Origin of the sequence: Streptomyces sp. NPDC048295 (assembly GCF_040652135.1) — a bacterium.
Classification (GTDB): domain Bacteria; phylum Actinomycetota; class Actinomycetes; order Streptomycetales; family Streptomycetaceae; genus Streptomyces.
This window is the reverse complement of sequence record NZ_JBEZLL010000007.1, coordinates 195,165-209,253: the sequence shown is the minus strand read 5'-3', so window position 1 is coordinate 209,253 and position 14,089 is coordinate 195,165. Positions and strand designations below refer to the sequence as shown.

Annotated in this window: 14 protein-coding genes; 7 read left to right on the top strand and 7 right to left on the bottom strand. The window is 72.5% G+C overall.

The window, feature by feature from the left end; genetic code table 11:
* Positions 1 to 23: 23 nt before the first annotated feature.
* Genes AB0D53_RS13160 through AB0D53_RS13150 form a run of 3 tightly spaced genes read right to left on the bottom strand, consistent with a single transcriptional unit; the run spans position 24 to position 2,925 of the window.
* On the bottom strand, positions 24 to 1,271 hold the full coding sequence (locus tag AB0D53_RS13160) for a histidine kinase (RefSeq protein ID WP_362444427.1): 1,248 nt from the start codon (positions 1,269 to 1,271) through the stop codon (positions 24 to 26).
* 11 nt (positions 1,272 to 1,282) lie between these two features.
* On the bottom strand, positions 1,283 to 2,005 hold the full coding sequence (locus AB0D53_RS13155) for an ABC transporter permease (protein ID WP_362444424.1): 723 nt from the start codon (positions 2,003 to 2,005) through the stop codon (positions 1,283 to 1,285).
* Positions 2,005 to 2,925: an ABC transporter ATP-binding protein gene (locus AB0D53_RS13150; protein ID WP_362444831.1), complete on the bottom strand. Its 921-nt coding sequence runs from the start codon at positions 2,923 to 2,925 to the stop codon at positions 2,005 to 2,007. Before AB0D53_RS13150 ends, AB0D53_RS13155 begins: the two co-directional genes overlap by 1 nt.
* Positions 2,926 to 3,230: 305 nt before the next feature.
* On the opposite strand from AB0D53_RS13150, the gene AB0D53_RS13145 reads away from it, so the two are divergent.
* The 3 genes from AB0D53_RS13145 (at position 3,231) to AB0D53_RS13135 (ending at position 6,230) form a co-directional block, all read left to right on the top strand.
* Positions 3,231 to 4,103 (top strand): MaoC/PaaZ C-terminal domain-containing protein, encoded by an 873-nt coding sequence (locus AB0D53_RS13145; RefSeq protein WP_362444421.1) that lies wholly within the window; start codon positions 3,231 to 3,233, stop codon positions 4,101 to 4,103.
* A gap of 69 nt (positions 4,104 to 4,172) precedes the next feature.
* Entirely contained in the window at positions 4,173 to 5,249 is a 1,077-nt protein-coding gene (locus AB0D53_RS13140) for a Zn-dependent alcohol dehydrogenase (RefSeq protein ID WP_362444418.1), read from the top strand.
* A gap of 39 nt (positions 5,250 to 5,288) precedes the next feature.
* Positions 5,289 to 6,230, top strand: coding sequence for a 3-oxoacyl-ACP reductase (locus AB0D53_RS13135; protein WP_329816207.1), 942 nt, complete (start codon positions 5,289 to 5,291; stop codon positions 6,228 to 6,230).
* Between the two features lie 84 nt (positions 6,231 to 6,314).
* Here the strand turns inward: AB0D53_RS13135 and AB0D53_RS13130 are convergent, their stop codons facing one another.
* Together AB0D53_RS13130 and AB0D53_RS13125 are read right to left on the bottom strand one after the other, a co-directional pair.
* A complete protein-coding gene (locus AB0D53_RS13130; protein WP_362444414.1) occupies positions 6,315 to 6,482 on the bottom strand; it encodes a hypothetical protein in 168 nt (55 codons plus the stop codon).
* Between the two features lie 121 nt (positions 6,483 to 6,603).
* Positions 6,604 to 7,899: a hypothetical protein gene (locus tag AB0D53_RS13125; RefSeq protein ID WP_362444411.1), complete on the bottom strand. Its 1,296-nt coding sequence runs from the start codon at positions 7,897 to 7,899 to the stop codon at positions 6,604 to 6,606.
* 199 nt (positions 7,900 to 8,098) lie between these two features.
* Here AB0D53_RS13125 and AB0D53_RS13120 point away from each other — a divergent pair, with 199 nt between their 5' ends.
* The 4 genes from AB0D53_RS13120 (at position 8,099) to AB0D53_RS13105 (ending at position 12,064) form a co-directional block, all read left to right on the top strand.
* Positions 8,099 to 9,139: an iron-siderophore ABC transporter substrate-binding protein gene (locus AB0D53_RS13120; RefSeq protein WP_362444408.1), complete on the top strand. Its 1,041-nt coding sequence runs from the start codon at positions 8,099 to 8,101 to the stop codon at positions 9,137 to 9,139.
* 83 nt (positions 9,140 to 9,222) lie between these two features.
* Positions 9,223 to 10,065, top strand: a complete 843-nt coding sequence (locus AB0D53_RS13115) for a Nif3-like dinuclear metal center hexameric protein (RefSeq protein WP_362444405.1) — start codon at positions 9,223 to 9,225, stop codon at positions 10,063 to 10,065.
* Positions 10,062 to 10,805, top strand: coding sequence for a C4-type zinc ribbon domain-containing protein (locus tag AB0D53_RS13110; RefSeq protein WP_362444828.1), 744 nt, complete (start codon positions 10,062 to 10,064; stop codon positions 10,803 to 10,805). Before AB0D53_RS13115 ends, AB0D53_RS13110 begins: the two co-directional genes overlap by 4 nt.
* Positions 10,805 to 12,064, top strand: coding sequence for a bifunctional RNase H/acid phosphatase (locus AB0D53_RS13105; RefSeq protein ID WP_362444401.1), 1,260 nt, complete (start codon positions 10,805 to 10,807; stop codon positions 12,062 to 12,064). The genes AB0D53_RS13110 and AB0D53_RS13105 overlap by 1 nt, the downstream gene beginning before the upstream one ends.
* A 439-nt stretch (positions 12,065 to 12,503) precedes the next feature.
* Here the strand turns inward: AB0D53_RS13105 and eda are convergent, their stop codons facing one another.
* A complete protein-coding gene (gene eda, locus AB0D53_RS13100; RefSeq protein ID WP_362444398.1) occupies positions 12,504 to 13,124 on the bottom strand; it encodes a bifunctional 4-hydroxy-2-oxoglutarate aldolase/2-dehydro-3-deoxy-phosphogluconate aldolase in 621 nt (206 codons plus the stop codon).
* A 97-nt stretch (positions 13,125 to 13,221) separates the two neighbouring features.
* On the bottom strand, positions 13,222 to 14,022 hold the full coding sequence (gene yaaA / locus AB0D53_RS13095) for a peroxide stress protein YaaA (protein WP_362444395.1): 801 nt from the start codon (positions 14,020 to 14,022) through the stop codon (positions 13,222 to 13,224).
* Between the last annotated feature and the right edge of the window lie 67 nt (positions 14,023 to 14,089).

Sequence of the window (14,089 nt, the reverse complement as noted above, 5' to 3'; positions counted from 1 at the left end):
CGCGGTCCTCGATCATTACCCGCTCATGACCCCGGCATCCGGGCCGGACGGTGATCCTGCGGCGTCCCGGTGTCCTCGTCCGCCAGGCCCGGCCCGTCCGCCGGGAGTTCCGCCGTGACCACGAAGCCGCCTCCCGGCCCCGGGCCTGCCCGGAGGCTGCCTCCCGACGCGGCCAGGCGCTCGGTGAGCCCGGTCAGCCCGGTGCCGCCGATACCGGGTGTGACCGGGGCGTCCGGATCGGGGCCGCTGCCGTCGTCGGTCACCGTCAGCCGGACCCGTTCGGCCGTGCCGTCGAGCACGAACGAGCAGGTGGTCGCGTGGGAGTGGCGTACGACATTGGTGACGGCCTCCCGCACCACCCAGCCCAGCAGCGCCTCCGTCTGCGGGGCGAGAGGTGGTCCCGAGCGGCGGAGCACCGGCTCGATGCCGGCGGCGGTCAGCGCGGACCGGGCCCGGTCGAGCTCGGTGGCCAGGCTGCCCTCCCGGTAGCCGGTGACGGCCTCGCGGATCTCGGTGAGGGCCTGACGGCCGACGGACTCGATGTCGGCGACCTGGGTGAGCGCCGCGTCCATGTCGCGCGGCGCGAGCCGGCGTGCGGCCTCGGACTTGACCACGATCACGGAGAGGGTGTGGCCCAGCAGGTCGTGCAGATCGCGGGAGAAGCGCAGCCGCTCCTTCTCGACAGCGGTGCGGGCCAGCTCCTGCCGGGTGGCGCGCAGTTCCATCACGGTCTCCGCGAGGGTGAGGATCGCGGCGGTCACCGCACCCGAGATGAAGGTGCCGTAACCGATCGTCCACGGGTCCGAGCTGCCGTGGCCGCGCCACACCGCCACGAGGGTCGCGACCGCGGCGAGCCCCAGCACCCCGAACGCCAGCTGCCGTTCGCGCAGGATGGAGCCGCAGGCCAGCGAGAGCAGCGGGAAGAACAGCAGCCAGCTCCCGCCGTAGCCGATCGCCAGTGCGAGGGTGACGGCCGTCATCGCGGCGAGCAGCCAGTACGACACCGGGCTCTCGCGCTTCTTCCTGTCGAATCCGCGGAACACCACGGAGACGTAGAGGGAGTTGAAGGCGAACAGTCCGATACCGCCGAGCCAGGGATTGGGCGCCTCGCCCTGGAAGAGATTGGAGAAGGCGCCCATCCCCATCAGCAGCCAGGGCAGCATCGTGTACGGTCCCGGCGGGCCGGGGCGCCGCTCCTCGCCCTTACCGCGCCGGCGCCGCCACGGGCGCGGCCGCCCGTCCGCACACGCATCCGTCCGGTTCCCGGCCATGTCCCCTCCTGTCACACGGTTCTCGCGGACCGACGGTACGAGACCACGGCGTACGTACCGAACAGCAGGAGCCATCCGCACAGCACCGCGATCGTGCCGGCGCCGGGCGCGTGCCCCTCGGTGGTGGCCCAGCCCAGGTCGGCGAACCGGTTGGCCGGGGTGAACCTGCCGATGGAGCGCAGCCACCCGGGCAGCAGCTCCAGCGGGAACCACAGCCCGCCGACGATCGCGAAGCCCATCAGGGAGGCCACATTGACCACCCCGGTGCCCTGCGGGGTGAGCCGGTAGCCGTTGCCGAGGCCGAGCAGGGTGAACGGCAGCGCGCCGATCCACAGCAGCAGCGCCAGCGTGATCCACTGCCAGGCGTCCAGCCGCACCCCGTTGAGCAGCCCGCCGGCCAGCAGCACCGTCAGGATCGTCGGCAGCACCGTCACCGAACCGCTGATCGCGCGGCCCACGACCGCCTGCGCAGGGGCGAGCGGGGTGACCCGCAGCTGGTCCAGCCAGCCGAGCGTCTTGTCGGAGGCGACCCCCGTACCGATCGACATGGCGGAACCCAGCGCCCCGTACGCGGCCATGCCGACCATCGAGGCGGTCTTCCACCCGTCGACGTCGTTGCCGCCGCCGATGTTGGTGAAGAGCAGGTACATCATCACCGGCATCCCGGTCCCGAAGATCAGGAAGAAGCCGTCGCGCAGGGTCCGGCGGACTTCGAGCACGATGTAGCGGTACATCAGGCGTTCTCCCTCTCGGATTCGGTTGCGGGCGGAGCGGCGGCCGGTGCGGTGAGGGAGAGGAACGCGTCCTCCAGCGTGGCCCGGGAGACCTGGAGGCCGCGGATCGCGTCGAGGCGGGCCAGCTCGCGGACGGTGGCGTCCGAGTCGTCGGTGCGCAGCAGCGCCCGGTCCCCGGACACCTCGACGGCGACCACGCCGGGCAGCAGCTCCAGCCCCTCGGTCGGCCCGCCCGCCAGGTCGAAGGAGACCAGACTGCTGCCGGCCGAGCTCCTGATCGCGTCGCCGGTGCCGTCCGCGACGATCCGGCCCCGGTCGACGACGACGATCCGGTCGGCGTTCTCGTCGGCCTCCTCCAGGTAGTGGGTGGAGAACAGGACGGTGTTGCCGCGCCGGGCGTAGGCCCGCATCGACTCCCAGAACGCGCGGCGCGCCTCCACGTCCAGGGCGGCGGTCGGCTCGTCCAGCACGATCAGCTCGGGATTGCCGGCCAGCGCGACGGCGAAGCGGACGCGCTGGGTCTGGCCGCCGGAGAGCTTGTCGACGCGCCGGTTCGCGTACGCGCTCACGCCCGCGAGGGAGAGCGCCTCGGACACCGGCATCGGCTTCGGATAGGTCGAGGCGACGAAGGTGATCAGCTCGCGGACGGTGACCCGCTGGATCGGTTGCCCGTCCTGGAGCATGGCGCCGACCAGTCCGTCCAGCACCGCGCGCTCGGCGCTGCGGTCCAGCACCCGCACCGTGCCGGAGTCCGGCCGGTCCAGGCCCAGCAGCAGCCGGATGGTGGTGGACTTGCCCGCGCCGTTGCGGCCGAGCAGGGCGACGGTCTCGCCGCGGCCGATGGACAGATCGATCCCGTCCACGGCCCGCACACCGCCGCCCGCCCGGCCGAAGGTCCTGACCGCCCCGGTGAGGACCACCGCGGCTCCGCTCCCCGTTGTCTGCTTCATGGACATGACGCTACGGAGGCGGCCGGGGTCCCCGGCAGATGTGTGTGTACGGACTTCGCCATGACATATGTCATGGCCGGACCTCGGCCCATGGATGAATCTGACGCCACGTCAGCAGCGCCCTTCCCAACTGCCGGGTGCTGCGTTATACATGGGTTCATCGGCTAGAACGCGTTCTAGAACGGGCGCTGCGGCCGGTCCCGCGCGACCTCGGTGCGGCCGACGGTGCGGACGGCCGCGCCGAGGTCTTCCCACCATCAAGGAGCAGCTCTCCCATGCCCATTGATGCCGAAAAGGCTCTCGCCGCCGAACCCCGTTCCACCCGGATCGGCTGGGACCACAAGGACGTACAGCTCTACCATCTGGGGATCGGCGCCGGCTTCGACCCCGACCGCGCCGACGCCGCCGTGGACCCCCACGAGCTGCGCTACACACTGGAGTCCCGGCTCCATGTGCTGCCCTCCTTCGCCACCGTCGCGGGCGCGGGCATGGGAGTCGTCGGCGGACTCTCCTCGCCCGGCATCGACATCGACCTCGCCGCCGTCCTGCACGGCGGGCAGAGCGTACGGGTGCACCGGCCGATCCCGGTCCGGGGCAGCGCCGTACAGACCTCGAAGGTCGCCGCGGTGTACGACAAGGGCAAGGCGGCCGTGCTGGTGCTGCGCACCGAGGCCGCCGACGAGGAGGGCCCGCTGTGGACCAACGACGCCCAGATCTACGTCCGGGGCGAGGGCGGCTTCGGCGGTGAACGCGGCCCGTCCGAGCGCGTCGCGTATCCCGAGGTCGCCCCGGACCACATCGTGCGGCGGCCGGTCCGCCCGGACCAGGCGCTGCTGTACCGCCTCTCCGGGGACTGGAACCCGCTGCACGCCGACCCCGAGTTCGCCGCGCTCGCCGGCTTCGACCGGCCGATCCTGCACGGACTGTGCACCTACGGCATCGCGCTCAAGGCCGTCACCGACACGGTCCTCGGCGGCGATGTGACCCGTATCCGCTCCTACCGCACCCGTTTCACCGGGGTCGTCTTCCCCGGCGAGACCCTCCGCATCGAGATGTGGACCGCCGAGAACCAGGTGCGGGTCGAGGTGAGGGCCGTGGAGCGGGACGACGCCACGGTCCTCGGCGACACCTTCGTCGAGCACTCCTGACCCGAGCCGGACCGACTCCAAGAGGACCCGCAGGCCCACGTTCCACACGCCCATGAGGGGAGCCGCACCATGCGCGCAGCCGTACTGCACGAGATAGGCCAGGACAAACTGGAGGTCCTCGACGACGTCGAGGCGGTGGGCTTCGGCCCCGGCAAGGTCAGGCTCCGCATCAGGGCCACCGGACTGTGCCACTCGGACGTCTCGGCGATGAGCGGGGTGCTGCCGCAGCCCGCCCCGTTCATCCCGGGCCACGAGGGCGCCGGCGAGGTCCTGGACGTCGGTGACGGCGTCTCCGGGCTGAGCGCGGGGGACCGGGTACTGGTCTGCTGGCTGCCCGCCTGCGGGGCGTGTCCGTCCTGCAAACGCGGCCAGACCCAGCTCTGCCTGGCCGGCTTCATGAACGCGGGCACCCCCAACTTCAAGCGCCCCGGCGGCGATGTGTTCGGCTTCGCGGGCACCGGCACCTTCACCGAGGAGGTCGTCGTCGGCGCCGGCTGCGCGGTGCCGATCCCCGACGACGTACCGTTCGAGATCGCCGCGCTGATCGGCTGCGGGGTGACCACCGGACTCGGTGCGGCCATCAACACCGCTCAGGTGGAGGCGGGTTCGTCGGTCGCCGTGATCGGCTGCGGCGGGGTCGGCATCTCCACGATCCAGGGCGCCAGGGTGCAGGGCGCCGCCCAGATCGTGGCCGTGGACCCGGTCGCCTCCCGGCGCGAGGCGGCACTGCGCTTCGGCGCGACCGAGGCGGTGTCGCCCGACGAGTTCGCCGACGCCAAGCAGCGGATCACCGCAGGCGAGGGCTTCGACTACGTCTTCGAGGTCGTCGGCAAGTCGGCCACCGCGCGCACCGCGTACGAGAACACCCGGCGCGGCGGCACCCTGTGCGTCGTCGGCGCGGGCGCGATGGACGACCACTTCCAGGTCAACATGTTCGAGCTGTTCTTCGACGAGAAGCGGATCCTGCCCTCCATGTACGGGGGAGGCGATGTGCTGCGCTCGTACGAACGGGCCATCGCGCTCTGGCGGGCCGGCCGGATCGACCTCGAATCGATGATCACCCACCGGGTGCGGCTCGAAGGGATCAACGACGCGCTCGACCAGATGCGGACCGGTGAGTCGCTGCGCACCTGCGTCGAGCTCTGACCACCGCCCGCCCCTCCCGAGAGGACTGGAGAGATTCCGATGTCACTTCCCCTGGACGGCATGTCCGCGATCGTCACGGGCGCGGGCCGCGGCCTCGGACGCGCCGAAGCGCTGGAACTTGCGGGGCTGGGCGCGGCCGTGGTCGTCAACGACTACGGGCAGCCGGGCCGCGACGGCTCCGGCGAGGCGTCCGCGACGCCCGCCGAGGAGGTCGCCGAGGAGATCCGGGCCGCGGGCGGCCGGGCCGTCGCGCACCTCGGCGACGTCTCCGACCACGAGCAGGCCCGCGCCCTGGTGGAACTGGCTGTCGACACCTACGGAAAGCTCGACATCCTGGTCAACAACGCGGGCATCCTGCGCGACCGGATGATCTTCTCGATGACCGAGGACGAGTGGGACTCCGTCATCAGGGTCCATCTCAAGGGCCACTTCAACACCACGCACTTCGCCGCCGCGCACTGGCGCACCCGCTCCAAGGCGTCCGGCGGCCCGGTCCACGGCCGGATCGTCAACACCTCGTCCGAGGCGTTCCTGGCCGGTTCGGCGGGCCAGCCGAACTACGCGGCGGCCAAGGGCGGCATCGTCGGCCTCACCACCTCCACGGCCCTGGCCCTGGCCCGGTACGGAGTCACCGCCAACGTCATCTGCCCGCGGGCCCGCACCCGGATGACCGAGGACGTCTTCGCGGGCTTCCAGGAACCGGCGGACGGCCGGCTCGACGCGCTCGCCCCCGAGCACGTCGCGCCACTGGTCGGCTATCTGGCCTCCCCGGCCGCCGCCAAGGTCAACGGGCAACTGCTCGTCGTGCACGGGGGGATGGTCGCGATCGTCGAACGCCCCAGGGTCGCGGCCAAGTTCGACTCCGCGAAGGAGACGTTCTCCTTCGGCGAGTTGGACGAGCTGATCTCGCCGTACTACGAGGACCGCCCGCCGAACGAGACCTTCGCCGCGGCGGAGGTGCTCGGCCTGAAACGGGGCTGACGAGGACGACACGGGAACGGGTGGGCCCCGGCAGCCGTCTCCGGCTGCCGGGGCCCACCCGTCCCTCGTTGCTCTTCCGCGCGGTCAGGCCGCCCGGCCGTCCCCCTCGGAGGGGCGGCGGTGGCGGCCGTGCGGCTGCGCGGACGCGTCCTCCATCGACTCGTCGCCCCGGTGCTTTCCGGCGCCGTCGGCTTCGGCCCGGTCCGCGTCCGCCGGACGCGTCTGGGTCGTGTCGGTTCGGGCTTCAGACATGTGGGAAGTCACCCCGTTGTGTTCGCTTACGTGTGTGCACCAGGCCGATCACGCCGACCGCGACACGGCGCGGTCACCGTGGGCGACCGCGGGATGCGGCTGCGTAGCCCGGGCCCAGATTTTAACCAGGCACCATGCGCCCCGTGAGAGGCGCCTGCCCCAGCGGAATCGGCTTGCACACAGGTAGAGGCGCAGCGGCGGCGGACGGTTGCATACCGCTTTCCGCGCCGGGTTCCGCCGGCGGCCGCACGCCGTACGCGTCGTCCGCCGGTGCCTCCAGCAGGGCCACGCCGCACGACACGTTCCCGTCGGCGTACGGGAGTCTGAGCACGCCGTCCCGGGTCCACGCCCCGCGGCCGGCCTGCCACCCCTGGGGGGCGGCGAGTTGATGCAGCCGGCGCCCGGCCGGGCGCCACACCCCGACCCAGCTGCCCGCCGCCCCGTCGATCCGCAGCGCCACCGCGCAGCTCTCCGGCGTCAGTACCTGGCCCGGCTGCACGGCGAACGGCGTCACCGCCACATCGGCCGGGCGCAGGCACTCCGGGAAGCGCACCGGCAGACAGCTGCCGAGCACGCCCCAGCCCAGCCGGTCGTGTCCCGGCGCGTCCGAGCGGATCAGCAGCAGTCCGCTGTCCGGGTCGGCGAGCAGCAGCCGGTCGTTGCTGTCCGGGGCGATCTGCAGCAGCGGCGTCACCTCGCCGCCCCGTTCCAGGTCCACGGCGACCGCCTTGACCGGGCCGCCGCCCGGCATCTGCCGGTCCAGGGCCAGCAGCCGGCCCGCCCGGTCCAGCCAGACACCGCCGGAGCAACGCCCCGGAACCTCGGCGACCGGCTCCGGGCCGTGGCCGCCGCCCGCCACCAGCCAGACACAGGTGGAGTGCGCACCTGCCGACAACGCGTACGCGCTCGCACCGTCCGGCGTGGGCGGCAGCAGGGTCAGCTCCGCGCATTCGACCGCGCCGAGCGGGAGTTCACCGGTCCCGGGGCCGGTCGGATAGAGCAGCGACACCGCATGCCGGTCCGCGACCCGGCGCCGGATCAGCACTCGTCCGTCGGCCAGCGGCAGCACCTCGGAGTCCGGCTCCTCCGGCTGGTCGAGGGGGAGCGGCACGGCGTACGGCTCGGGCCCGTCGAGCGTCCAGCGCTCCACGAACCACGCCCCGCCGGCCACGCCGGACTCGTCCGCCGCCACTTCCGCGAACGCGAGCCGCGCCGCGTACGAACCGTCCGCGGCGAGCGTGAACGCGGGCGTGGCCGGGGCCGCCCCGGGCGGCGCGCCGCCTCCGTCCGCTCCGCGCGGTCGGTCGTCCGGCGCACCGGGCACCGTCGGCCCGCTGCCGTCCAGGGCCGCGTCCCCGTGGTCCTCGGCGGCCCCGATCGCGCCTACGGTCCCGTTCTCGCTGGCACAGACAGTCATGGACTGGTCACCTCCGGCAACCGAAGGTAGTTTTCGCACTTCCAGCCGGACAACGCGAGACCTGTCACTTCACACATAAGGGTGGCGATGCCGGTGTTCGCCTGAGAGGGAGGGGGTGGCTGTGCTGGGCGTGGGGCGAATGAGTAAGGTTAGGCAGCCCTAAGCGTTATTGATGTGTTCGTTAGCACTGGAGCAAGTGATGTCCCTTCGTCGCCGCGGTACCGCCGCAGTCGGCCTGGCGGTGGCTGCCGCCCTTTCCCTCTCGGCCTGCGGGAGCGACGACGGGGGGTCGGGCGGCTCGGCCAAGTCCGAGGGCGGCGACAAGAAGGCGGCCGTCGCCACGGGCGGCAAGGACTTCGGCGACGCTGCGAAGAAGACGGCGGAGTACGGGACGGACGCCAAGGCCGGCCAGTTCCCCCGCACCCTCACCCACGCCATGGGCAAGACGGAGATCAAGTCCGCTCCCAAGCGCGTCGTCGTGCTGGACGTCGGCGAGTTCGACAACGTCGTGTCGCTGGGTGTGAAGCCGGTCGGCTACGCCCCCTCCGAGGGCGACGCCGCGATTCCCTCGTACCTGAAGAAGGACGCGGGCAACCCCAAGAACGTCGGCACGATCAACAACCTCAATCTTGAGGCGATCGCCGGTCTGAAGCCCGACCTGATCCTCGGCAGCCAGCTGCGCGCCGCCGACAAGTACGACGCGCTCTCCAAGATCGCGCCGACCGTGTTCTCCATCCGGCCGGGCTTCACCTGGAAGGAGAACTACCTCCTCAACGCCGCCGCGCTGGACAGGACCGCCAAGGCGAAGAGCGAGCTCGGCGCCTACGAGGCCAAGGCGAAGAAGCTCGGCGAGGACATCGGCCCGAAGAAGCCGACCATCTCGATGGTCCGCTACCTGCCGGACCGTATCCGCCTCTACGCCAAGGCCTCCTTCATCGGCACCATCCTCGACGACGCCGGTCTGCCGCGGCCCAAGAACCAGCAGATCAACGACCTCGCCGCGGAGATCAGCCCGGAGAAGATCGACGAGGCCGACGCCGACTGGATCTTCACCGGTGTCTACGGCGACGTGAAGGCCACCAAGCGGGACACCACCCAGGCCAACCCGCTGTGGAAGAACCTGAAGGCCGTCAAGGAGGGCCGGGCCAAGGACGTCTCCGACGAGACCTGGTACCTCGGCCTCGGTGTCACGGCGGCGAACCTGGTCCTCGACGACCTCCGTGCCGACCTCGTGAAGTAACGATCTCCGTGCGGACCGTGGCGGTCCGCACGGACCGCCACAGCCATGGGCGACGGGGCACGGGGGGCAGGTAGCCTTTCCTTGTGCCCCGTCTGTCTGATGTCCTCGCCGAGCTCGACGCTCTCTGGCCGCCCGAGCGGGCCGAAGGCTGGGACGCGGTCGGTACCGTCTGCGGAGACCCCGGCGCCGTCGTCGACCGGGTGCTCTTCGCCGTCGACCCCGTCCACGAGATCGTCGACGAGGCGATCCGGCTCGGCGCCCAGCTGATCGTCACCCACCACCCGCTCTATCTGCGGGGTACGACGACGGTCGCGGCCGACACCTTCAAGGGCCGGGTCGTGCACACCCTCATCAAGCACGACATCGCGCTGCACGTCGCCCACACCAACGCCGACACCGCCGACCCGGGCGTCTCCGACGCGCTGGCCGGCGCGCTCGACCTGCGCGTCGAGGGCCCGCTCGTGCCGGACCCGTCCGACCCCGGGGGCCGGCGCGGCCTGGGCCGGATCTGTGTGCTCGACCACCCCGAGACCCTGGCCGAACTCGCCGCCCGCGCGGCGGCCCGGCTGCCCGCCACCGCGCAGGGCATCCGGCTCGCCGGCGACCCGTCGGCGACCGTGCGCACCGTCGCCGTCAGCGGCGGCTCCGGCGACAGCCTCTTCGACGCGGTGCGCGCCGCGGGCGTCGACGCCTTCCTCACCGCCGACCTGCGCCACCACCCGGCCTCCGAAGCCATCCAGCACTCCCCGCTCGGCCTGATCGACGCCGCGCACTGGGCCACCGAGTGGCCCTGGTGCGAACAGGCCGCGGCGCAGCTCGACGCGATTTCCGACCGCCACGGATGGGACCTGCGGGTCCATGTCTCGAAGCAGGTCACCGACCCCTGGACCACCACCACCCACCACTCTTCTGGAGCCCCCAACTGAACGCCGCGCCCGCCGACCAGATCCGACTTCTCGACGTCCAGGCCCTCGACGTACGCCTGTCGCAGCTCGCCCACCGGCGCAAGTCGCTGCCCGAGCACGCCGAGATCGAGTCGCTCACCAGCGACCTCGCGCAACTGCGCGACCTGCTGGTCGCCTCGCAGACCGAGGAGAGCGACACCGCCCGCGAGCAGACCAAGGCGGAGCAGGACGTCGACCAGGTGCGCCAGCGCGCCGCCCGCGACCAGCAGCGCCTCGACTCCGGTGCGATCACCTCGCCGAAGGACCTGGAGAGCCTCCAGCGCGAGATCGCCTCGCTGGCCAAGCGCCAGGGCGACCTGGAGGACGTCGTCCTCGAAGTGATGGAGCGCCGCGAGTCCGCCCAGGAGCGCGTCACCGAACTGTCCGACCGGGTCTCCGCCGTCCAGGCCAAGACCGACGACGCGACCGCCCGCCGTGACGCCGCGACCAAGGAGCTCGACGAGCAGGCCGCGACCGTCACCAAGGAGCGCGAGGTCGTCGCCGGTTCCGTCCCCGCGGACCTGATGAAGCTGTACGACAAGCTCCGCGCCCAGCAGGGCGGGGTCGGCGCCGCCCGCCTCTACCAGCGCCGCTGCGAGGGCTGCCGCCTCGAACTGAACATCACCGAGGTCAACGACGTGAAGGCGGCGTCCCCGGACACCGTCCTGCGCTGCGAGAACTGCCACCGCATCCTGGTCCGTACGGCGGAGTCGGGCCTGTAATGACCCAGCCGCGCCAGTTCGTCATCGAGGCCGACGGCGGATCCCGGGGCAACCCCGGACCCGCCGGCTACGGAGCGGTCGTCATCGACCCGGTGACGGGGGAGACCCTCGCCGAGGCCGCCGAGTACATCGGCGTCGCGACGAACAACGTCGCCGAGTACAAGGGCCTCATCGCGGGCCTGAAGGCGGCGAAGGCGCTGGTACCGGACGCCTCGGCGGACGGCGCGGTCCAGGTGCGGGTCCGGATGGACTCCAAGCTGGTCGTGGAACAGATGTCGGGCCGCTGGAAGATCAAGCACCCCGACATGAAGCCGCTCGCGGCGGAGGCCGCCAGGATCCTGCCTGCCTCCGCCGTCACGTACGAGTGGATCCCGCGCGAGAAGAACAAGCACGCCGACCGGCTCGCCAACGAGGCGATGGACGCGGGCAAGCGCGGCAAGCAGTGGGAGCCGTCGGCGTCGACGGCCGCCCTCGACACCCCCCGGCCCTCGACCACCGCGGACCTCCCCCCGGTTTCGGGTCCGCCCGGCGACGCGGCGGCGGGCGCCGCCAAGGCCCGCGCGGCCCTGGCCTCCCGACCGGCGGCGGCCTCCCCGGCGGCCCCCCAGGTCGGCTGGGGCGCGGCGCCGGATCTCGGGGCGCCCGCCACCTTCGTACTGCTCCGGCACGGCGAGACGGCCCTCACCCCCGAGAAGCGGTTCTCGGGCAGCGGCGGCAGCGACCCCGAACTCTCGGCGGCCGGCCGTCACCAGGCCGAACGCATCGCGCAGTCGCTGGCCGCCCGCGGCACGATCGAGGAGATCGTCAGTTCCCCGCTGCGCCGCTGCCGCGAAACGGCGGCCGCCGTGGCGGCCCGGCTCGGCCTGGAGGTCCGGATCGAGGACGGCCTGCGCGAGACGGACTTCGGCGCCTGGGAGGGCCTGACCTTCGCCGAGGTACGTGAGCGCCACGGCTCCGACCTGGACGCCTGGCTGGCCTCCGCGAAGGTGGCCCCCACCGGCGACGGTGAGAGCTTCGCCGAGGTCACCCGCCGGGTGTCGGCCGCCCGCGACCGCCTCACCACCCGCTACGCGGGCCGCACGGTCCTCCTGGTCACGCATGTGACCCCGATCAAGACCCTGATCCGCCTGGCACTCGGCGCCCCGCCGGAGGCCATGTTCCGGATGGAACTCTCGGCGGCCTCGGTCTCGGCGGTGGCGTACTACGCGGACGGGAACGCGTCGGTCCGACTGCTGAATGACACGTCGCATCTGCGGTGAGGCGGGTGTGGCGGGGTGTTGCCCGTTTTCGTCCTGGTCCCGGTGTTGGTGTGCCGGGTGGGTCGGGACGTGTGGGTCCGACTGCTGAATGACACGTCGCATCTGCGGTGAGGTGGGTGTGGCGGGGTGTTGCCCGTTTTCGTCCTGGTCCCGGTGTTGGTGTGCCGGGAGGGTCGCGACGTGTGGGTCCGACTGCCGAACGACACCTCCGCGCCTGTGGTGAGACGGCGAGCGGAGGCTTCCGCGCGCGGAAGCGGCGGCCGCCCGGCGGGACAGCAGGGTGTCGCCCACTCCGGCGGAGGCGCGGAGCGCCTTCCGCTTCCCCGGGCGGCGTGAAGCTGCCGCTTCTGCCGGCGCCCGGGGGTGCCCCGCACCCCCGCCCGCACCCACCGGGGTCCGGGGCGGAGCCCCGGTTACGGGAAGGGGCGGGCAGGGGAAATCAGCCGCGCAGCGCCGACGCCTCGCGCGCCAGCCGCTCCACCCGCGCCCAGTCCTTCGCCGCGACCGCGTCCGCCGGAACCATCCAACTACCGCCCACGCAGCCGACGTTGGGCAGCGCCAGATAGGACGGCGCGGAGTCCAGGGAGATGCCGCCCGTCGGGCAGAAGCGGGCCTGGGGCAGCGGTGCGGAGAGCGCCTTCAGATACGCCGTGCCACCGGCCGCCTCGGCCGGGAAGAACTTCATCTCCGTGACCCCGCGCTCCAGCAGCGCGACCACCTCGGACGTCGTGGAGACGCCCGGCAGGAACGGCACCCCCGACGCCTTCATCGCGTCCAGCAGCCGGTCGGTCCAGCCGGGGCTGACCAGGAACCGGGCCCCCGCGGCGACGGTGTCGGCGACATTCCGTACGGAGATGACCGTGCCGGCCCCGACCACCGCGTCCGGCACCTCGGCCGCGATCGCCCGGATCGCGGCCGGCGCCGCGGCGGTGCGCAGCGTCACCTCGATGGCCGGGAGCCCGCCCGCGACCAGGGCCCGGGCGAGCGGCACCGCGTCGGCGGCGTCCTCCAGGACGACTACGGGCACGACGGGGGCGAGGTCCAGCACAGAGGAGGTCATGAGCTCATCTTGCCGCGCCGCACGCACTGTACGCAACGAGCGTTGCGCATGATGCAACGAAGAGGGCTCGGCGGCCCAACGGCAACCGGCCCACGGCTCAGTGGATCTCCGTCACCACGACATCGAGCGACCACGCCCGCCCGGCCCGCGCCGGAGCCTCGGCCTCCACCACGTACCCGAGCCCGCGCAAGGTCTCCACCAACTCCGCGGGCCCCTTCGGCCGCGCACCGGAGACCAGCAGATCGCGGACCATCCGCCCCTTCGTCGCCTTGTTGAAGTGGCTGACCACCGACCGCTTCTCGACCCCGTCCACCAGCTGGGAGTGCAGCACCCGCACGCTTGCCGTGCGCTCCGCCACCTCCCCCTTCGGCTTCCACGCCGCGGTGTAGGCGGAGGACCGCAGGTCCAGGACGAGCCCGTCCCCGGCCGCCTCCGGCATCACCTCGGCCATCGGGCCACGCCAGTACGCCCCCAGCGCGCCCAGGCCCGGCAGCTTCACACCCATCGAGCAGCGGTACGAGGGAATCCGGTCGCCCACCCGCACCGCGCCCCACAGCCCGGAGAAGACCAGCAGCGACTTGCCGGCCCGCCGCTTGGCCGCCGCGTCCAGGGAGGCCAGGTCCAGCGCGTCGTACAGCACCCCCGTGTAGATCTCCCCGGCCGGACGCGTCCCGGCCGTCCGCAGCTCCACGTTCTTCGCGACCTCGCCGCGCAGTCCCTCGCTCAGCCCGAGCACCTCGCGGGCCTTCTCCCGGTCCGCCGCGCACAGCTCGACCAGCTCGTCGAGAACCTCCGCCCGCGCCCCGGCCAGGCCCGGAAGCGACAGCGACTCCGGCTTCAGGGGCACCCCGCGCCCCGAGGCGGCCTTTCCTTCGGAGGGCGGCAACAGCACGAGCACGGCGGTTCTCCTTCGTACGCACAGTCGGGGCGACGGGACCAGGCCCCCGCGCCAGCGTACGGGCACG